Consider the following 19450-nt stretch of genomic DNA (forward strand, 5'->3'; position numbering starts at 1 on the left):
CGCTCCCGACGCAGAGGTGCCTGTTCCCGTGGACATCAAGACCGCATCCGCCCTCCACCGCCTCCGGCTCGTCTCCGGCCCCGAGGCGGTCTCCTTCCTCGTGCTGCTCGTCTGCTCGGTCCTGAAGCGCACGACGGAGTTCAACGCCGTCCCCTTCATGGGCGCCGTCCACGGCTTCCTCTTCCTGCTGTACGTGGTGTTCTGGCTGGACGCCTGGAAGAACGCCAAGTGGGACGTGAAGACGGGCGTGCTGTACTTCGTGCTGTCCGTGGTGCCCTTCGGCGGCTTCTACGCGGACCGCAAGCTGAAGCGCGCCGCCGACGACGCGGTGATCGCCACCCGCGCCCGCCGCGAGGGGAAGGTCGACGCGTGATCGTCGCGTTCTCCGTGACGCCGCTGGGCGTGGGCGAGGACGTCGGCGAGTACGTCGCCGAGGCCGTCCGCGTCGTCCGCGAGTCGGGCCTGCCCAACCGCACGGACGCGATGTTCACGTCCGTGGAGGGCGAGTGGGACGAGGTCATGGACGTCGTCCGCCGCGCGGTGGCGGCGGTGGAGGCCCGCGCCCCGCGCGTCTCCCTGGTCCTGAAGGCCGACATCCGGCCGGGTGTGACGGACGGCCTGACCTCCAAGGTGGAGACGGTCGAACGCCACCTGTCCTGACCGGCACCCGCACGGCGCCCGCCCCGCAGCCCGGGGCGGGCGCCGCCGTACTCCCTCCGGGCCCGTCCCGCGCCTCTCCACCCGCCGGGCCGGCGGCCCCCCGGCACCACCGGCGCGCACCGGAGAACGATCTCCGGCCCTAGGCTGCCGCCATGAACGACGCGCACGACATACGGATCAGGCCCGGCAGCCCGGCCGACGCGCCGGTTGTGCTGGACATGCTCGACTCCGCCGTGGCCTGGATGAACGACCGGGGCAACACCGAGCAGTGGGGCACGACCCCCTACTCGCGCAGGCCCGGCGGCGCGGAGCGGGTCGAGCGGTACATGACCGGGAACACCCCGTACATCGCGGAGTCGGCCGGGACGCCCGTCGGGGCGATGGTGCTGGACTCCGGGCCCAGCCCGCTGATGCCGATCGCGCCGGCCGGGGAGCCCGAGCGGTTCGTCCGGCTGCTGGTCTCCGACCGGCGGCACGCCGGCCGGGGCATCGGGGCGGCGCTGCTGGCCCATGCCGTCGAGGAGACCCGGCGGGCCGGTGTGCGGCTGCTGAGGGTCGACTGCTGGGCCGGCGGCGGAGGCCGGCTCGTCGCGTTCTACGAGCAGAACGGCTTCACCCGCACCGACACCTTCCTGGACGGCACCTGGCCCGGCCAGGTGCTGGCCCGCCGCGTCGCCTGACGGCACGGGCGAGGCCCGCGGGCGGCCTCACCCCCGTGGGCGGCGCCCCGCCTCCCGCCCCGGAGCCCCGGCCCGCCCGGGCCCCGCTGCCCGGAGGCCGTACGGCGACCAAAGCGTGAGACCGGGCTGACCGCCATGTGGCCGGTCGGTAAGGTCGTGGCGTGCCGAAGCCGCTCAGTCTCCCCTTCGACCCCATCGCCCGCGCCGACGAACTCTGGCGGGACCGCTGGGGCCCCGTCCCCTCGATGGCCGCGATCACCTCGATCATGCGCGCCCACCAGATCCTGCTGGCCGAGGTGGACGCGGTGGTCAAGCCGTACGGGCTGACCTTCGCGCGGTACGAGGCGCTGGTGCTGCTCACCTTCTCCAAGGCGGGGGAGCTGCCCATGTCGAAGATCGGCGAGCGGCTGATGGTCCACCCCACGTCCGTGACGAACACCGTGGACCGGCTGGTGCGCTCCGGGCTCGTGGACAAGCGCCCGAACCCCAACGACGGGCGCGGCACACTGGCCTCCATCACGGACAAGGGCCGCGAGGTCGTCGAGGCGGCCACGGCGGACCTGATGGCCATGGACTTCGGCCTCGGCGCGTACGACGCGGAGGAGTGCGCGGAGATCTTCGCGATGCTGCGGCCGCTGCGGGTGGCGGCGGGGGACTTCGAGGAGAAGTAGCGCCGGCCGCCCGGGCGGGCCCCGGGCGCGGGGGTGCGCGAAGATCGCCCGGATCGGGTGGTTACGCTCGATGCCATGAAATCCAGCGTGCTGACCCGCTACCGGGTGATGGCCTACGTCACCGCGGTCATGCTCCTCGTGTTGTCCACGTGCATGGTCTTCAAGTACGGGTTCGACATGGGCGAGGACGTGACCTTCGTGGTGTCCCAGACCCACGGCGTCCTCTACATCATCTACCTGATCTTCGCCTTCGACCTGGGCTCCAAGGCCCGCTGGCCGTTCGGCAAGCTGCTGTGGGTCCTGTTGTCGGGCACGATCCCCTTCGCCGCGTTCTTCGTCGAGCGCAAGGTCGTCGCCGAGGTGAAGCCGCTGGTCAGCGGCGCCGCACCGGCCCCCGCCAAGGCGTGAGCCGGGTCTGACGAGACCCCCGGCCGCCGGGTGTGACGCGCGCCCGGCGGTCAGCCATCGACATTTACTTGGACGTCCTAGTAAATTCGAGGGTATGGACGCTGACGCCATCGAGGAAGGCCGCCGACGCTGGCAGGCCCGTTATGACGCCGCCAAGAAGCGCGACGCCGACTTCACCACGCTCTCCGGTGACCCCGTGGAGCCCGTCTACGGGCCGCGGCCCGGCGACACCTACGAGGGCTTCGAGCGGATCGGCTGGCCCGGTGAGTACCCCTTCACCCGCGGCCTGTACCCGACCGGCTACCGCGGCCGCACCTGGACCATCCGCCAGTTCGCGGGCTTCGGCAACGCCGAGCAGACCAACGAGCGCTACAAGATGATCCTGGCCGCGGGCGGCGGCGGCCTCTCGGTCGCCTTCGACATGCCGACGCTCATGGGCCGCGACTCCGACGACCCGCGCTCGCTCGGCGAGGTCGGCCACTGCGGCGTCGCCATCGACTCCGCCGCCGACATGGAGGTCCTCTTCAAGGACATCCCGCTCGGCGACGTCACCACGTCGATGACCATCAGCGGCCCCGCCGTCCCGGTCTTCTGCATGTACCTCGTCGCCGCCGAGCGCCAGGGCGTCGACCCGTCCGTCCTGAACGGCACGCTCCAGACGGACATCTTCAAGGAGTACATCGCCCAGAAGGAGTGGCTGTTCGAGCCCGAGCCCCATCTGCGCCTGATCGGCGACCTGATGGAGCACTGCGCCCGGCACATCCCCGCCTACAAGCCGCTCTCCGTCTCCGGCTACCACATCCGCGAGGCCGGTTCGACGGCCGCGCAGGAGCTGGCGTACACCCTCGCGGACGGCTTCGGCTACGTCGAGCTCGGCCTCTCGCGCGGCCTGGACGTGGACGTCTTCGCGCCCGGCCTGTCCTTCTTCTTCGACGCGCACGTGGACTTCTTCGAGGAGATCGCCAAGTTCCGCGCCGCCCGCCGCATCTGGGCCCGCTGGATGAAGGAGGTGTACGGCGCCAGGACCGACAAGGCGCAGTGGCTCCGCTTCCACACCCAGACCGCCGGTGTCTCGCTGACCGCGCAGCAGCCGTACAACAACGTCGTGCGCACGGCCGTCGAGGCGCTCGCCGCGGTGCTCGGCGGCACCAACTCGCTGCACACCAACGCCCTGGACGAGACCCTCGCCCTCCCCTCCGAGCAGGCCGCGGAGATCGCCCTGCGCACCCAGCAGGTGCTGATGGAGGAGACCGGCGTCGCCAACGTCGCCGACCCGCTGGGCGGTTCCTGGTACGTGGAGCAGCTCACCGACCGGATCGAGGCCGACGCCGAGAAGATCTTCGACCAGATCAAGGAGCGCGGTCTGCGCGCCCACCCGGACGGGCAGCACCCCATCGGCCCGATCACCTCCGGCATCCTGCGCGGCATCGAGGACGGCTGGTTCACCGGCGAGATCGCCGAGTCGGCCTTCCGCTACCAGCAGTCCCTGGAGAAGGGCGACAAGCGGGTCGTGGGCGTCAACTGCCACACCGGCTCCGTCACCGGCGACCTGGAGATCCTGCGCGTCAGCCACGAGGTGGAGCGCGAGCAGGTGCGCATCCTCGCGGACCGCAAGGCCCGCCGCGACGACGCGAAGGTGCGCGGCGCGCTCGACGCGATGCTGGCCGCCGCCCGCGACGGCTCCAACATGATCGAGCCGATGCTCGACGCCGTACGGGCCGAGGCCACGCTCGGGGAGATCTGCGACGCCCTGCGCGACGAGTGGGGCACGTACACCGAGCCCGCCGGGTTCTGAGCGGCCCGCCGCCGAAAACCCGTCGCCGGAGCGGATCCCGGCGTGCATGCTGAGGGCGTGCACGCCGAGATCCGCGAGGCCACCGCTGGCGACTGGCCGGCCATCTGGCCTTTCTTCCACCGCATCGTCGCCGCGGGCGACACCTTCACCTACCCCCCGGATCTGGAGGCCGACGAGGCGCGCGGCTGGTGGCTGCTGGAGCCGCCGAACCGCACGGTCGTCGCCGTCGACGCGGACGGCACGGTCGTCGGCACCGCCAAGATGAACCGCAACCAGGCGGGCAACGGCGGCCACATCGCCAGCGCCAGCTACATGGTCGACCCGGAGTACGGCGGGCGCGGCATCGGCCGGGCCCTCGTCGAGGAAAGCCTGCGCTGGGCGAAGGAGGCCGGCTACCGGGGCATGCAGTTCAACGCGGTCGTCCAGACCAACACCCACGCCGTGCGGCTCTACGAGGACCTGGGCTTCCGCATCGTCGGCACCGTGCCGGACGCCTTCCACCACCCGGTCCACGGGTACACGGGCCTGCACGTGATGTACCGGCCGCTCTGACACCGCCCCCGCGCGCGGACGCCCATCGCTCGCCGCCGGCCGCGTGGACGCCGGCCGCGTGGACGCCGGCCTCGCGGGCACGGCCCCGGTCAGCCGCGCGCGGCCGCCCCGAGCCCGCCGAGCAGCAGGGCGGTGAACCGCTGGACCCACTCGCCGTCCACCGGCCTGCCGCTCACCAGGGCGCGGTGCACCACGGCGCCCGCGATGACGTCGAAGATCAGGTCGTCGACGGCGCCCGCCTCGCTCGCCCGGTCGCGCTCCGGCACGGGCAGCTCCCCGCGGGCCTGGGCGCGGGCCCTGCCCTCCAGGACGAGCCGCTTCTGGCGGTCCACGATGGAGGTGCGGATCCGTTCGCGCAGCGGCTCGTCGCGCGTGGACTCCGCGACGACGGCCATCAGCGCCGTCCTGGCCTCGGGGCGTTCCAGGAGCGCGGCGAACTGGTGGACCACACCCTCGATGTCGGCCGCGAGGCTGCCCCGGTCGGGCAGCTCCAGCTCGTCGAAGAGGACGGCGACGGCGTCCACGACGAGCTCGTTCTTGCCCGCCCAGCGCCGGTACAGGGTGGTCTTGGCGACGCCGGCGCGGGTGGCGACGTCGCTCATGGACAGCTTGGACCAGCCGAGTTCGACCAGGGCGGCACGGGTGGCCTCCAGGATCGCGGTGTCCGCTGCGGCGCTGCGCGGACGCCCGGGGCGCCCGGACCGTCCCGAGGCGCCGGGGGGAGTGGGGTGGCGGCGGCACATGACGGCGACCATACCGGCGAGTAGCCACGGTGCCCCGACACCGCGCGTGTGAGCCAGTTCACCCGGCCCGCCGCCCCGGGGGCCCGGCGGCGCAGTTACGCTACGACGCGTAGCGAAAGGCTTGTGGGCCCGCAGCGACAACCACTGGCACCGGGTGGGGACCCGGTGCCGCCACGGCTTGTGCCATGTCTTACCGGTTACGTGCGCGGAAGGGGGAGGATGTACCCATGCAGCCTAGGAACATGTCCATGAGCGGCGTCGTCGACCTCGCCGCGGTGAAGGCGGCCGGAGAGGCCAAGGCCAAGGCGGAGCAGGCGCGCGCGCAAGCGGCCCGGCAGGGCGGCGCGGGAGCCGTGCCCCCGTCCGCGCTGGTGATCGATGTCGACGAGGCCGGTTTCGAGCGCGACATCGTGCAGCGTTCCGCCGAGGTGCCGGTCGTCATCGACTTCTGGGCCGACTGGTGCCAGCCGTGCAAGCAGCTGACCCCGCTGCTGGAGCGTCTGGTCACCGAGTACAACGGCCGTCTCGTGCTGGCGAAGGTCGACGTCGAGGCCAACCAGATGCTGGCCCAGCAGTTCGGGATCCAGAGCATCCCGGCGGTGTACGCGGTGGTGGCCGGTCAGGCGCTGCCGCTCTTCCAGGGCGCGGCGCCCGAGCCGCAGGTCCGCGAGACCCTGGACCAGCTCGTCCAGGTCGCCGAGCAGCGGTTCGGCCTGACCGGCCTGACCGTGGACGCCGACGGGCAGGCCCCCGCGGCGGCCGGGGCGGCTCCGGCGGGCCCGTACGACGCGCTGCTGGAGGCGGCGGTGCGGGCGCTGGACTCCAACGACATCCCGGGCGCCATCCAGGCGTACAAGAACGTGCTGGTGGACGACCCGGAGAACGCCGAGGCCAAGCTGGGTCTCGCGCAGGCCGAACTGCTGGGCCGCGTCCAGGGGATGGACCCCCAGCAGGTCCGCAAGAACGCCGCCGACGACCCGAAGGACGTGCCCGCCCAGCTGGCGGCCGCCGACCTGGACCTGGTGGGCGGCCATGTGCAGGACGCCTTCGCCCGGCTGGTCGACACGGTGCGCCGCACCACCGGCGACGACCGGAACGCCGCGCGGGTGCGGCTGCTGGAGCTGTTCGAGGTGATCGGTCCGGACGACCCGCGGGTCGTCAAGGCGCGCGGCGATCTGGCACGCGTCCTGTTCTGACCGGTGAGCCTCGGCCCCGGCCGGCCCGGCCCGCGGCCCCCTGAGGGGCCCGGTCAGGGCCCGGCCGGGGGCGCGCCGATGTGGCGACAAGGCGACAAACGGGGCGTCACGCGGCCGCGCTTTGCCAAATCTTGGCAAACGCGGCCGCTGTTACTTCCAGTAAGTCAACGTCGGCTTTATGTCCCGCTATCAACGCGGAAATCACCTTCTGTCGAACCGGCCGGTAGCACCGTGTGTGCCCGCCCGACGGCGCCCCGTCGCGCCCGGTTTATCGAGTCGTTACTAGCGGGTAACGAACCCCCTTGTGCCCCGCGCCCGAATGCACCACGATCGGCCACGCTCGGTCCGATACCGCACCAGCCCGGCAACCAGCCGCGCCGCGGGTCGGGTCCCCACCGAGTGGGCCGGGGCTGACGCGCCGGCCGTGGACAGGGGGGTTCCTGCTGATCCGGCAGGGCCTGTCCGACAGGCCGCGCGGACGCCTGCGCCGAGCGGCCGGTGGTTGTCGCTCGGGGGTGATCGCCGGTGATCCGGACGCGGCTCGCGCCCGACCGGTGGGCGTTCCCCTTCCCGAGGACGTAGCACTTCTCCCATCCCGGTACGGACCTCCGGGTCCGGCTCGGAGATGTACGTCCGAGAAGGAGGAATCTATGAAGTCCCAGGTTCGCGGTGGGACCAGATGGAAGCGGTTCGCCGTCGTCATGGTGCCCAGCGTGGCAGCGACGGCCGCGATAGGCGTCGGCATGGCCCAGGGAGCGCTCGCGGCGTCGTTCGCGGTCTCCGGCCAGGAGTTCAAGGTCACGGCCGGGCGTCTGGACGGCCAGGGCTTCGCCCAGTACGGCGGTCTGGACATGGGCTACGCCGACATCAAGGAAGGTGACAAGGTCGTTCCGCGGCCCGTCGCCATCTCCACGTTCGAGAACGCCTGGATCACCAACATGTGCCAGTCGGTGGTCACCCCGGACGTCCCGGTCTTCGGCAAGATCACGCTGAAGCTGACGGCCGGTACCGGCGCGGAGAAGCAGGAGGACCGGGTCTACGCGCACAACCTGTACCTCGACGTCACGGACCTCGACGCCGAAGCCGAGTTCACGAACATCGACATCGGCATGGCGGCGAAGGACACGGCCAAGGGTAAGCCGCACGGCAAGGGCCCGGCGATCAAGGACCGGATCAACCAGAACGGCTTTGCCCAGCAGGCGGAGAAGGCGACCCTCACCAACGTGAGGCAGAAGGCGTGGGCGACCACGGCCGGCACCTTCAAGCTGACCAAGCTGAGCATGCGCCTGCACAAGGGTGACGGTCCCGGCGTCGAGTGCTACTGACCGGTGATCCGGGCGGGCGGGCGCGGCACCCGTGAGGCGACCGCGCCCGCCCGTCTCCCTCCTCACACAGCAACACCAGTTCCAGGGAGCTTCCATGAGCGCCGAGTCGCCGGAGCAGAACGAGCACTTCATCCGCGTCGTCAGGCGGCGGTTCCGCGACTGGCGGGGCACCCGGCCGTTCTGGGCGGGCCTGTTCACCCTGCTGGGCGGAATCCCGATCGCCTACTTCCCGTACGCCAGCCTCCACCTGGGTCAGATGACCGTCTCGATGGCGACGACCGCGGGCGCCGGGTCGCTGATCATCGGCGTGCTGCTGGTGACCCTGGGCCTCACCATGTGGTTCCAGCAGGCCGTGCGCATCTTCGCCGGTGTCGCGGCCATCCTGCTCGCCCTCGTGTCCATCCCCCTGTCCAACTTCGGCGGGTTCGTCATCGGCTATCTGTTCGCCCTGATCGGCGGAGCGCTCTCCATCGCCTGGGCGCCGGGACGGCCGGAGAGCGAACCGGCCGGGGAGAAGGCGGCCCGCGCGGACGACGCCGAGCCGCTGGAGCCGGTGGACGTGCCCGAGTACCACACCGAGACGACTGTCGACGCCAACGGCGGGAGGAACAGTGCGGGGTGACGGAACGCAGCCGACGGCGGCCGACGACGGGGCCGCCGGCGCGAGGAGAGGCCCGCGCCACGCGGCCCCCCGCAAGTCGCTGCTGAGCAAGCTTCAGGCCCCGGCCGGCAAGGCGCTGGCCCTGGCCGCGATGCCCACGGCCGTGCTCGTCGGCATGAGCCTCACGCCGCGCCCCGCGCTGGCGGACGACAAGGACATCCCCTTCGCGCCGGGCCCGTGCGTGACGCAGTCGGACGAGCCGGCCGAGTCGCAGGAGCCCAGGCCGGGCCAGTCGCCCTCCGCCTCGGCGTCCGCCTCGCCCGGCGCCTCGCCGACGCCGTCCCCGGGCGGCGGTACGGAGACGAGGACGCCGACCGGGAAGCCGACGGCGAGCGAGACCACCGCACCGGCGAAGGAGCCGGTCAAGGACCCGCTGACGGGCACGTCCCCGTCCGCGGGCCCGAGCCCCACGCCCACCGCGACCGCGACCGCGACGCGCGATCCGCTCGACCCGCTGGGCGTCGGCGACGCCGTCAAGGACCTCATCGGCGGCCTGACCGGCCAGAAGGAGCCCAGCCCGGCGGCCACTTCGGCGACCCCGGCGCCCGCCCCCACCGCGACGGCGACGGCGAAGCCGACGGCGGACCCGGTGGTCGGGGGAGCCGACGCCCCCACGAAGGCGCCCTCGTCGCCGGCCGGGCCGGCCGAGCGGGACGACAAGGCGCTGGACGCCGCCAAGGAGGCCATCAAGGACGCCGCCGAGCGGGTCGGCGCCGAGGTCCGGGAGCTGCCCGAGGACGCCAAGGGCCTGGACCCGAAGAAGGACCAGGACGTACCCGACGGCGCCAAGCCGCGCTTCCCGTGCCCGACGCCGGACCCGGAGGCCCTCGCGGCCGCCGAACTGGAGCCCGGCATCCCGCACGTGGCGGACGACCCGTGGCGGCTGCAGAGCAGCATGCTCACGCTGCGCGGGCTGAAGTACCACGGCATCGTCGAGGTGAAGACCGGCAGCGGCACCGTCAAGAAGGCCCTGAAGTTCACCGCGTCCGAGGTGGACATCAAGGACCTGCACCAGACGACCGTCCACGGCGAGGGCCGTACCGGCCATGTCGCGTCCCGGCCGGGTTCCACCTCCACCATCCGCGGCGGCACGGTGACGATGTACACGGAGGAGCTGAAGGGCAATCTGTTCGGGCTCATCCCGATCACGTTCAGCCCCGAGACGCCGCCTCCGCTGGACGTCCCGTACGCCTTCTTCACCAAGGTCCAGGTCACGCAGGCGGCCCAGTTCGGGGGGACCCTGACCGTGCCGGGCCTCCACAACTACATCGAGGAGTGAGCCCGTTCACGGCCGCGAGGGCGGCACCCCGGACTCCGGGGTGCCGCCCTCGTCGTCGCCGGAGCGGCGACCGGGTGGTCAGTCGTTCTCGCCGCTGCCCAGGTGGTGGACGCGCACCATGTTGGTGGTGCCGGGGACGCCGGGCGGGGAGCCGGCGGTGATGACCATGAGGTCGCCCTCGTTGTAGCGCTGGAGCTTCAGCAGCTCCGCGTCCACCAGGTCGACCATCGCGTCGGTGTTGTCGACGTGCGGGACGACGAAGGACTCGATGCCCCAGCTGAGCGTCAGCTGGTTGCGGGTGGCGACGTCCGTCGTGAACGCCAGGATCGGCTGGGCCGCGCGGTAGCGGGAGAGCCGGCGGGCCGTGTCACCGGACTTGGTGAAGGCGATCAGCGCCTTGCCGTCCAGGAAGTCGGCGATCTCGGCGGCGGCGCGGGCGACCGAACCGCCCTGCGTGCGCGGCTTCTTGCCGGGGACGAGCGGCTGGAGGCCCTTGGAGAGCAGCTCCTCCTCCGCCGCCGCGACGATCTTCGACATCGTCTTGACCGTCTCGATCGGATACGCGCCCACGGACGACTCCGCCGAGAGCATGACCGCGTCGGCGCCGTCGAGGATCGCGTTGGCCACGTCGGACGCCTCCGCGCGCGTCGGACGGGAGTTGGTGATCATCGACTCCATCATCTGGGTCGCGACGATCACCGGCTTGGCGTTGCGGCGGCACAGTTCGATGAGCCGCTTCTGCACCATCGGGACCTTCTCGAGCGGGTACTCGACGGCCAGGTCGCCGCGCGCCACCATCACACCGTCGAACGCCATCACGACGTCCTGCATGTTGGCGACGGCCTGCGGCTTCTCCACCTTCGCGATGACCGGGACCCGGCGGCCCACCTCGTCCATCACCCGGTGGACGTCCTTGACGTCGTTGGCGTCGCGGACGAAGGACAGCGCGACCATGTCGCAGCCCATCCGCAGCGCGAACCGCAGGTCCTCGATGTCCTTCTCGGACAGCGCGGGCACGTTGACCGCCGCGCCGGGCAGGTTGATGCCCTTGTGGTCGGAGATGACGCCGCCCTCGATGACGATCGAGCGCACCCGGGAGCCGTCGACCTCCAGGACCTTCAGCTCGACGTTGCCGTCGTTGATCAGGATCTGGTCGCCCTTGGCCACGTCGCCGGGGAGGCCCTTGTACGTGGTTCCGCAGATCGACTTGTCGCCGGGTACGTCCTCGGTGGTGATCGTGAACTCGTCGCCGCGGACCAGCTCCACCGGGCCCTCGGCGAAGGTCTCCAGGCGGATCTTCGGGCCCTGGAGGTCCGCGAGGACGCCGACGGCCTGGCCGGTGTCCTCGGCCGCCTGGCGAAGGCGGTGGTACCGCTCCTCGTGCTCAGCGTGGGTTCCGTGGCTCATGTTGAAACGGGCCACGTTCATGCCGGCCTCGATGAGCGCTTTCAGCTGCTCGTAGGAGTCGACGGCGGGGCCCAGTGTGCAGACGATTTTGGAACGGCGCATAAGGCGATCCTATCGGTTTGTTTCTGTGCGGAATATTCCGGCTGGCGGAATGTACAAATGGGCGGACTGCCGCTCAGTCGAGTTCTTCGAAGTGAGTTGTCTTTTCCCGATTTCAGTTGTTTACCAGTGAGTACGTCTGCCGTGCGATCTCCAGTTCCTCATCGGTCGGAACCACCGCGACCGCCACCCGCGAGCCCGCGGGCGAGATCAGCCGCGGCTCCCCGGACCGCACGGCGTTGAGCTCCGGGTCCACCGCGAGGCCCAGCTGCTCCAGGCCCTCCATCGCAGCTTCCCGCACCGGGGCCGCGTTCTCACCCACACCCGCCGTGAACGCCACCGCGTCCACCCGGCCGAGCACCGCGCAGTACGCCCCGATGTACTTCTTCAGCCGGTGCACGTAAATGTCGAACGCCAGCCGCGCCCGCTCGTCGCCCTCGTCGATTCGGCGGCGGATCTCCCGCATGTCGTTGTCCCCGCACAGCCCGACCAGGCCGCTCCGCTTGTTCAGCAGCTCGTCGATCTCGTCCACCGACATCCCCGCCACACGCCGCAGATGGAAGGTGACCGCCGGGTCCACATCACCCGAACGCGTGCCCATCACCAGGCCCTCCAGCGGCGTGAGCCCCATGGACGTGTCCACGCAGCGCCCGCCGGCCACCGCCGACGCCGAGGCGCCGTTGCCCAGGTGCAGCACGATCACGTTCACCTCGGACGGGTCCTTGCCGAGCAGCCGCGCCGTCTCGCGCGAGACGTACGCGTGGGACGTGCCGTGGAAGCCGTAGCGGCGGATCCGGTGCGCGTCCGCGGTCTCCACGTCGATCGCGTACCGCGCGGCGTGCTCCGGCATCGTCGTGTGGAACGCGGTGTCGAAGACCGCCACCTGCGGCAGGTCGGGGCGCAGCGCCCACGCCGTGCGGATGCCCACGATGTTCGCCGGGTTGTGCAGCGGCGCGACCGGCACCAGGCGCTCGACCTCCGCCAGCACCTCGTCGGTGATCACGGTCGGCTCGGTGAACCGCAGCCCGCCGTGGACGACGCGATGGCCGATGGCCGCCAGCTCGGGGGAGTCCAGGCCCAGCCCGTCGGCGGCCAGCTCCGCCGCGACCGCCTTCAGCGCCGCCTCGTGCCCGGCCATCGGGGCGGTGCGCTCCCGCCGCTCGCCCTCCGCCGGGGTGTGCACCAGCCGCGAGACGCGCTCGCCGATCCGCTCCACGAGGCCGACGGCCAGCCGGGATCCGTCCCGCATGTCGAGCAGCTGGTACTTGACCGACGAGGAGCCGGAGTTGAGGACGAGGACGCGGTTGGCGCTGGTCACGGTGGCGGTGCTTTCTGTCGTACGGACGGGAGGGGGACGGGGGAGCGGGGCGCCGCGCGGGTCAGGCGGGGGTGCGCGGGGCGGTCTGCGCCTGGATGGCGGTGATGGCGACCGTGTTCACGATGTCGCTGACGAGCGCGCCGCGCGACAGGTCGTTCACCGGCTTGCGCAGACCCTGCAGCACCGGGCCGACCGCCACGGCGCCCGCCGAGCGCTGCACGGCCTTGTACGTGTTGTTGCCCGTGTTCAGGTCGGGGAAGATCAGCACGGTCGCCCGGCCGGCCACCTCCGAGCCCGGCAGCTTGGTCCGGGCCACGGACGGCTCCACGGCCGCGTCGTACTGGATCGGGCCCTCGATCTTCAGCTCCGGGTGCGCCGCCCTGACCAGCCTCGTCGCCTCGCGCACCTTGTCCACGTCGGCGCCGGAGCCGGACGTGCCCGTCGAGTACGACAGCATGGCGATGCGCGGCTCCACACCGAACCGCGCCGCCGTCGCCGCCGACTGGACGGCGATGTCCGCGAGCTGCTCGGCGTCCGGGTCCGGGTTCACCGCGCAGTCGCCGTACACCAGCACCTCGTCGGCCAGGCACATGAAGAACACCGACGACACGATCGACGCGTCCGGCTTCGTCTTGATGATCTCGAAGGCGGGGCGGATCGTCGCCGCCGTCGAATGCACCGAGCCCGACACCATGCCGTCCGCCAGGCCCTCGGCGACCATCATCGTGCCGAAGTAGTTGACGTCCGACACCACGTCGTACGCCAGCTCCACCGACACGCCCTTGTGCGCCCGCAGCCGCGCGTACCGCTCGGCGAACCGCTGCCGCAGCTCGGAGGAGGCCGGGTCGATCAGCTGCGCGTCCGACAGGTCGATGCTCAGGTCGGCGGCCTTCTTGCGGATCGCCTCCGGGTCGCCCAGCAGCGTCAGATCGCACACGTCGCGGCGGATCAGCACGTCGGCGGCGCGCAGCACCCGCTCCTCCACGCCCTCCGGGAGGACCACCCGGCGGCGGTCGGCGCGCGCCTGCTCCAGCAGCTCGTGCTCGAACATCATCGGCGTGACCCGGCCGCTGCGCGCCACGGACAGCCGCTTCAGCAGGTCCGCCGTGTCGACGTGCCGCTCGAACAGGCCGAGCGCCGTCTCCGCCTTGCGCGGGGTCGCCGCGGTCATCTTGCCCTCCAGCGCGAACAGCTCCTGCGCCGTCGGGAAGCTGTTGCCGCTCACCGCGATCACCGGCGTGCCCGGCGCGAGGCGGGAGGCCAGCGTGAGGATCGGATCGCTGGGCTGCTCGTTCAGCGTCAGCAGGACGCCCGCGATCGGCGGCGTGCCCGCCGAGTGCGCGGCCAGCGCGCCCACCACCAGGTCGGCGCGGTCCCCTGGCGTGACGACCAGGCAGCCGGGGGTCAGCGCGCCCAGGAAGTTCGGCAGCATCGCACCGCCGAACACGAAGTCCAGGGCGTCGCGCGCCAGCCCCGAGTCGTCGCCCAGCACCACCCGCGCGCCCAGCGCGTGGGCGATCTGCGCGACCGTCGGGGCGGACAGCGCCGGCTGGTCCGGCAGGACGTAGCAGGGCACGGGCAGGCGGGCGGCGAGCCGCTCGGCTATCGAGGCGCGGTCCTCCGCCGCGACCCGGTTCACCACCATGGCCAGCACGTCGCAGCCGAGCGCCTCGTACGCGCGAAACGCGTTGCGCGCCTCGGCCCGCACCGCGTCGGCGGGCCGGCCCTTGCCGCCGACGACCGGGATGACGGACGCGCCGAACTCGTTGGCCAGCCGCGCGTTGAGCGCCAGCTCGTCGGGCAGCTGCGTCGCCGCGAAGTCCGTGCCGAGCACGAGGACGACCTCGTACTGCCGCGCCACCGCGTGGAACCGCTCGACCAGTCGCGACACGAGCGCGTCGGTGCCCTGTTCGGCCTGGAGCGCCGCCGCCTCCGCGTAGTCCATGCCGTACACCGACGCCGGGTCCTGCGACAGCCGGTAGCGCGCCCGCAGCAGCTCGAAGAGGCGGTCGGGCCCGTCGTGCACCAGGGGCCGGAACACCCCCACCCGGTCCACCTGGCGGGTGAGGAGCTCCATCACCCCGAGCTCGACGACCTGACGGCCGTCCCCGCGCTCGATCCCGGTCACGTACACGCTGCGCGCCACGCCATGGTCTCCTGTCCGTCAAGCGAGTGTGCGACTTGTGCTCCGTATGGGCGGAAAAACACCTCGCGAGAGGCGGCCATACCCTCTTGACAGTACCTCCGCCAGTGGGTAGAGCGCTTGCCGGGTACGGGCGCCCCGGCATGCCCGGCCGGGCGTTCCGGCGGGACCGGGTACGGCCGCCCCGGCAGGTCCGCGGGCCGTCGCGGCGGGGCCGGCCGGGCGGCCCCGGCACGGCCGGTCCGGCGGGAGGAACACGGCCCGTGGGACAATTCGGGTGGCGCCCCGTACGGCACGACGAACCCCTACCGAGCAGGAGACACAGCACGATGCGCATCGGAGTTCTCACCGCAGGCGGCGACTGCCCCGGCCTGAACGCCGTCATCCGCTCGGTCGTGCACCGCGCGCTCACCGGGCACGGGGACGAGGTCATCGGCTTCGAGGACGGCTTCAAGGGGCTGCTCGACGGCCACTTCCGCCCCCTCGACCTGAACGCGGTCAGCGGCATCCTCGCCCGCGGCGGCACCATCCTCGGCTCGGCCCGGCTGGAGCGCGCCCGCCTCCGGGAGGCCGCCGAGAACTGCGCGGACCTCCAGCGCCGGTACGGCATCGACGTACTCATCCCCATCGGTGGCGAGGGCACCCTGACGGCGGCCCGCATGCTGTCCGACGCGGGCATGCCGGTGGTCGGCGTCCCCAAGACCATCGACAACGACATCTCGTCCACGGACCGCACCTTCGGCTTCGACACGGCCGTGATGGTCGCCACCGAGGCCATAGACCGTCTGAAGACCACCGCCGAGTCCCACCAGCGCGTGATGGTCGTGGAGGTGATGGGCCGTCACGCCGGCTGGATCGCCCTGGAGTCGGGCATGGCGGGCGGCGCGCACGGCATCTGCCTGCCGGAGCGGCCCTTCGAGGTGGACGACCTGGTCAAGATGGTCGAGGAGCGGTTCGCGCGGGGCAAGAAGTTCGCGGTGATCTGCGTCGCGGAGGGCGCGCACCCGGCGGAGGGCTCCATGGAGTACCGCAAGGGCGAGATCGACCAGTACGGGCACGAGCGGTTCCAGGGCATCGGCACCCGGCTGGCCAAGGAGCTGGAGAAGCGCCTCGGCAAGGAGGCCAGGCCCGTGATCCTCGGCCACGTCCAGCGGGGCGGCACCCCGACCGCGTACGACCGGGTCCTCGCGACCCGGTTCGGCTGGCACGCGGTGGAGGCGGCGCACCGGGGCGACTTCGGCATGATGACCGCCCTGCGCGGCACGACCATCACGATGGCCCCGCTGGCGGACGCGACGACCCGGCTCAAGACGGTGCCCGAGGACCGGATGCGGGAGGCGGAGTCCGTCTTCTGACCCCTGGGCGCGCCGCCGCGCGCGGCCGGACGAGCGGCCCCGACCGTACCCCCGTGACGATCAAGGCCGCTCGTCGTCGGCTCCCGCGGCCGAAAACCACTCTTGAGCGGCTCCGCCCTTTCCACAAGGCTTGGGGCTTGTCCGGGACATGTCCGAGCCTTGTCCGGGACGTCCGCGCGTGCGGGCGGCGACGAGAGGGAGCGCTGATGGCCGAGGGGGAGAGAGCTCCCGGGCCTCGGGACGTCCACGACCCCGCGGGGTTCGTCGCCCGGTTGCAGGAGCTCAAGGACTGGTCGGGGCTCACCTACCGCGAACTGACCGCCCGCGCCGAGGCCGTCGGCGACAGCCTGCCGCGCTCGACGGTCGCCAACATGCTGTCGCGCGCGACCCTGCCCCGCGAGGAGCTGCTGGTCGCCTTCGTGCGGGCGTGCGGGGCCGGGCCGGACGAGACGGAACGCTGGCTGGCCGCCCGCAAACACCTGGCCGCCCGCCGCACCCACCAGCCGGCCCCCGTCCCGTGCGCCTGCCCGCCCGGCGCGTGCACGTGCCCGCCGTACGACGGCGACCCGGACGAGGACGTACGGCCCGGTGAGGACGGCCGTCCGGGCCGGGGCGGCGGACCTGTGGAGGGCGGCGGGTCCGGCGGGGACGGACGGCCGGGCGGGGAGGTACGGCCGGGCGAAGGCGGACAGCCGGGCGGGGCCGGGCGGCCCTCGGCGGACGCCCCGTCGGACCCTGCCGGCCCGGCATCCGAGGCATCCGCGGGCGCCCCGGCGCGGGACGCGTCCGGCCGCGGCGAGGATCGTGAGGGCCGTCGGGACCGGGCCCCCGAGGCGGACCGGGACCACGCCCCCGAGGACCGGCGCGGGGCGCACGAGGTCCCGGGCCCCGAAACGCCTGACCGGGAAGCCGCCGTGGACCACCGGCGTGTCGACGACCTGGCGGCGGAGGACCGGCCCGCGTCCGCCCACCCCGCGGAGCGGCGGGTCCGGGACGTGCGGGGGTGGGCCGGCCGGGCGCTCGTACCGGTCGTGGGCGGCGTCGCGCTGGTCGTCGCCGTGACGACCGTCGCCGCGTACCTCGGCGGGGGCGGCGACGAGGACCGCCGTCCGCCCGCCGCCGTCCCGCCCGCCGCCGGCGGTGTCGACATCCGCGCCGTGCACTCCGGGCTGTGCCTCAACGAGCGGCGCGGGCAGCGGAGCGGGCAGGTGTACCAGGTGGAGTGCGCCGGCGCGGTCGTCCCCCGGTACTCGCTGGTCCGCCTGCCCGGCGGGGCGTGGCGGATCGCCTCGGACCACCCCGACTTCGGCCCCGGCTGCTCCGGCGTGGCCGCCGAGGTGGCCGACGAGGACGGCGCGCCGCTCACGGACCAGGAGTGCGGCAAGCGCGGCACGCGCGAGGTGTTCCGGATCGAGCCCCCGGACGGCGGTCCGGAGCGGGGTCACCGCCTCCGCAACGCCGCCACGGGGCTGTGCGTCACCGTGCCCGGCGCGTCCCGCACCCCCTGGACGGCGGTCGTCCTGAAGCCCTGCGCCGCGGACGGCACCGGCCAGCTGTTCGCCTTCCCGCACCGCCCCGCCGACCGCTGAGCGGGCCCGGCGCGCGGGCGCCTGCGGCCGCCAGTGGGAACGGTCGCTTCCGGTCGGCGCCTACAGCCGCGCCATGGACCAGAAGTGGTCGACGATCCGGTCCAGGTACTCGCGGCCCGCCTCGCCGCCGCTGCCGCCCGAGTCGCCCCAGCTGTACGTGGCGACCATCCGCGCCTGGTAGTCGGAGTGCAGCCGCTGGAGCACGTCCTCCAGGTGCTCGCGGCGCATCGGCAGCAGCTTCGCGGCCGGGCGGACGTACGCCTGCCAGCGCGTGGTGACCGCGTCCCGCAGCAGCTCGGCCAGCTCGTCGTCCCGGCCGGTGGCGTTCAGCAGTTCGCGCGGGCCCAGGCCCAGGACCCGCGCCAGTTCGGCGGTCTGCCGCTCGTTGCCGCGCCAGCGGCCCGACTCCTCCATCCGCGCGTACGCCTTGGGGTCGAGCCCGACGCGCCTGGCCAGGTCCTCGGGGGCCATGCCGCGCGCCATGCGGTGCTCCCGCAGGGTCGTCGCGGCGGCCAGGAGGTCGCCGGGGGCGCACCACAGAACGCCGGCGAGCGCGGTGAGCTCGCGTGCGTCGGGGCGGGCGGCGCCGCGCTCCCAGGCGATGACGGTCTCGGGCGGGACGTCCAGTCCGTACTGCGCGCGCAGCCCGTACGCGACGTGGCCGGGCGCCATGCCCAGGCCCTCGCGGAGGCGGCGCGCGGCGAGGGCGTTGAACGGGGGCGTGGGAGCGGTGGGTCGCTGGTGCACGCGCACAAGCTAGGTGCGGACCGTTACCCCTGGCTACGGTCCGTTCGAACAACGGAGAATGTTGGAGGAAGGTCCAGGGTTCTCAGCGGGTCCCGGGGAGCCAGCGGTACTGGAGTTCCGGGCGGCCGACCTGCCCGTACTGGGGGCTGCGCTCGGCCCGGCCGGCGGACACCAGGTGCTCCAGGTAGCGGCGGGCGGTGATGCGCGAGATGCCCACGGCGGCGCCCGCCTCGGCGGCTGTCAGGCCCTCGGGCGCCTCCCGCAGGGTGCGGGTGACGGCGGTGAGGGTCGGCGCGCTGAGCCCCTTGGGCAGCGCGGCGGGCTGCGGGGCGCGCAGCGCGGCCAGCGCCCGGTCCACCTCGTCCTGCCCGGACGCCTCGCCCACGGCCGCGCGGAACTCGGCGTACCGGGCGAGCCGGTCCCGCAGCGTGGCGAACGTGAACGGCTTCAGCACGTACTGCACCACGCCCAGCGACACGCCCTCGCGCACGACCGCCAGATCGCGCGCGGACGTCACGGCGATCACGTCGGCGGAGTGCCCGGCGGCCCGCAGGGAACGCAGCAGGTGCAGCCCGTGGCCGTCCGGGAGGTACAGGTCGAGGAGGATCAGGTCGACGGGCGTGCGTTCGAGGAGCCGCACGGCGGCGGCGCGCGAGTGGGCGACGCCGACGACCCGGAAGCCCGCCACGCGCCCGGCGTACAGCGCGTGCGCGTCGGCGGCCACGGGGTCGTCCTCCACGACCAGGACCCTGATGCCGGGCCCGCCCGCCGCCGGCCCGCCGCCGGGACTCGCGCCGGCGCCCGCGCCCGGCCCGGTGCCTC

Annotated in this window: 19 protein-coding genes; 13 read left to right on the forward strand and 6 right to left on the reverse strand. The window is 72.9% G+C overall.

The annotated features are described in order from the left end of the window. Positions 1–28 precede the first annotated feature (28 nt). The 7 genes from ACSUPT_RS20925 (at position 29) to ACSUPT_RS20955 (ending at position 4766) form a co-directional block, all read left to right on the forward strand. On the forward strand, positions 29–373 hold the full coding sequence (locus ACSUPT_RS20925; RefSeq protein ID WP_351967843.1) for a DUF3817 domain-containing protein: 345 nt from the start codon (positions 29–31) through the stop codon (positions 371–373). Next, positions 370–660 (forward strand): MTH1187 family thiamine-binding protein, encoded by a 291-nt coding sequence (locus ACSUPT_RS20930; RefSeq protein WP_351967842.1) that lies wholly within the window; start codon positions 370–372, stop codon positions 658–660. Before ACSUPT_RS20925 ends, ACSUPT_RS20930 begins: the two co-directional genes overlap by 4 nt. 152 nt (positions 661–812) lie before the next feature. Further along, positions 813–1340, forward strand: a complete 528-nt coding sequence (locus ACSUPT_RS20935; RefSeq protein WP_436945255.1) for a GNAT family N-acetyltransferase — start codon at positions 813–815, stop codon at positions 1338–1340. 161 nt (positions 1341–1501) lie between these two features. After that, complete coding sequence (locus tag ACSUPT_RS20940; RefSeq protein ID WP_351967840.1) at positions 1502–2011, forward strand: MarR family winged helix-turn-helix transcriptional regulator; 510 nt, start codon at positions 1502–1504, stop codon at positions 2009–2011. Between the two features lie 75 nt (positions 2012–2086). Beyond that, a complete protein-coding gene (locus ACSUPT_RS20945; RefSeq protein ID WP_351967839.1) occupies positions 2087–2419 on the forward strand; it encodes a DUF3817 domain-containing protein in 333 nt (110 codons plus the stop codon). A gap of 94 nt (positions 2420–2513) precedes the next feature. Continuing rightward, complete coding sequence (locus ACSUPT_RS20950) at positions 2514–4214, forward strand: acyl-CoA mutase large subunit family protein (protein WP_361663234.1); 1701 nt, start codon at positions 2514–2516, stop codon at positions 4212–4214. A 57-nt stretch (positions 4215–4271) separates the two neighbouring features. Then, entirely contained in the window at positions 4272–4766 is a 495-nt protein-coding gene (locus tag ACSUPT_RS20955; protein WP_436945256.1) for an N-acetyltransferase family protein, read from the forward strand. Between the two features lie 89 nt (positions 4767–4855). Here ACSUPT_RS20955 and ACSUPT_RS20960 read toward each other — a convergent pair whose 3' ends face one another. Continuing rightward, positions 4856–5509 (reverse strand): TetR/AcrR family transcriptional regulator, encoded by a 654-nt coding sequence (locus ACSUPT_RS20960; RefSeq protein ID WP_361663229.1) that lies wholly within the window; start codon positions 5507–5509, stop codon positions 4856–4858. A 227-nt stretch (positions 5510–5736) separates the two neighbouring features. Here ACSUPT_RS20960 and ACSUPT_RS20965 point away from each other — a divergent pair, with 227 nt between their 5' ends. The 4 genes from ACSUPT_RS20965 (at position 5737) to ACSUPT_RS20980 (ending at position 9970) form a co-directional block, all read left to right on the forward strand. Further along, entirely contained in the window at positions 5737–6705 is a 969-nt protein-coding gene (locus tag ACSUPT_RS20965; protein ID WP_351967835.1) for a tetratricopeptide repeat protein, read from the forward strand. Positions 6706–7355: 650 nt separating this feature from the next. Then, a complete protein-coding gene (locus tag ACSUPT_RS20970; protein WP_361663226.1) occupies positions 7356–8030 on the forward strand; it encodes a DUF6230 family protein in 675 nt (224 codons plus the stop codon). A 94-nt stretch (positions 8031–8124) separates the two neighbouring features. Beyond that, positions 8125–8652 carry a DUF6114 domain-containing protein gene (locus ACSUPT_RS20975; protein ID WP_365726138.1) on the forward strand — a complete coding sequence of 176 codons (528 nt, stop codon included), beginning with the start codon at positions 8125–8127 and terminating at the stop codon, positions 8650–8652. Continuing rightward, positions 8642–9970, forward strand: coding sequence for a hypothetical protein (locus ACSUPT_RS20980; RefSeq protein ID WP_436945258.1), 1329 nt, complete (start codon positions 8642–8644; stop codon positions 9968–9970). Before ACSUPT_RS20975 ends, ACSUPT_RS20980 begins: the two co-directional genes overlap by 11 nt. Positions 9971–10048: 78 nt before the next feature. Here ACSUPT_RS20980 and pyk read toward each other — a convergent pair whose 3' ends face one another. The 3 genes from pyk to pta form a co-directional block, all read right to left on the reverse strand. Further along, complete coding sequence (gene pyk / locus ACSUPT_RS20985; protein WP_351967831.1) at positions 10049–11479, reverse strand: pyruvate kinase; 1431 nt, start codon at positions 11477–11479, stop codon at positions 10049–10051. Positions 11480–11591: 112 nt separating this feature from the next. Beyond that, positions 11592–12794, reverse strand: coding sequence for an acetate kinase (locus ACSUPT_RS20990; RefSeq protein ID WP_436945260.1), 1203 nt, complete (start codon positions 12792–12794; stop codon positions 11592–11594). A gap of 61 nt (positions 12795–12855) precedes the next feature. Beyond that, positions 12856–14940 (reverse strand): phosphate acetyltransferase, encoded by a 2085-nt coding sequence (pta, locus tag ACSUPT_RS20995; protein WP_404149299.1) that lies wholly within the window; start codon positions 14938–14940, stop codon positions 12856–12858. A 326-nt stretch (positions 14941–15266) separates the two neighbouring features. On the opposite strand from pta, the gene ACSUPT_RS21000 reads away from it, so the two are divergent. Together ACSUPT_RS21000 and ACSUPT_RS21005 are read left to right on the forward strand one after the other, a co-directional pair. Next, positions 15267–16292 carry an ATP-dependent 6-phosphofructokinase gene (locus ACSUPT_RS21000; protein ID WP_351967828.1) on the forward strand — a complete coding sequence of 342 codons (1026 nt, stop codon included), beginning with the start codon at positions 15267–15269 and terminating at the stop codon, positions 16290–16292. Between the two features lie 206 nt (positions 16293–16498). Beyond that, on the forward strand, positions 16499–17881 hold the full coding sequence (locus tag ACSUPT_RS21005; protein ID WP_436945261.1) for a helix-turn-helix domain-containing protein: 1383 nt from the start codon (positions 16499–16501) through the stop codon (positions 17879–17881). A gap of 60 nt (positions 17882–17941) precedes the next feature. Here the strand turns inward: ACSUPT_RS21005 and ACSUPT_RS21010 are convergent, their stop codons facing one another. Then, positions 17942–18553 (reverse strand): helix-turn-helix domain-containing protein, encoded by a 612-nt coding sequence (locus tag ACSUPT_RS21010; protein WP_361663265.1) that lies wholly within the window; start codon positions 18551–18553, stop codon positions 17942–17944. A 157-nt stretch (positions 18554–18710) separates the two neighbouring features. Continuing rightward, positions 18711–19373, reverse strand: coding sequence for a response regulator (locus ACSUPT_RS21015; RefSeq protein WP_436946246.1), 663 nt, complete (start codon positions 19371–19373; stop codon positions 18711–18713). Between the last annotated feature and the right edge of the window lie 77 nt (positions 19374–19450).

Source organism: Streptomyces sp. SudanB25_2051 (assembly GCF_964272635.1).
Lineage (GTDB): Bacteria > Actinomycetota > Actinomycetes > Streptomycetales > Streptomycetaceae > Streptomyces.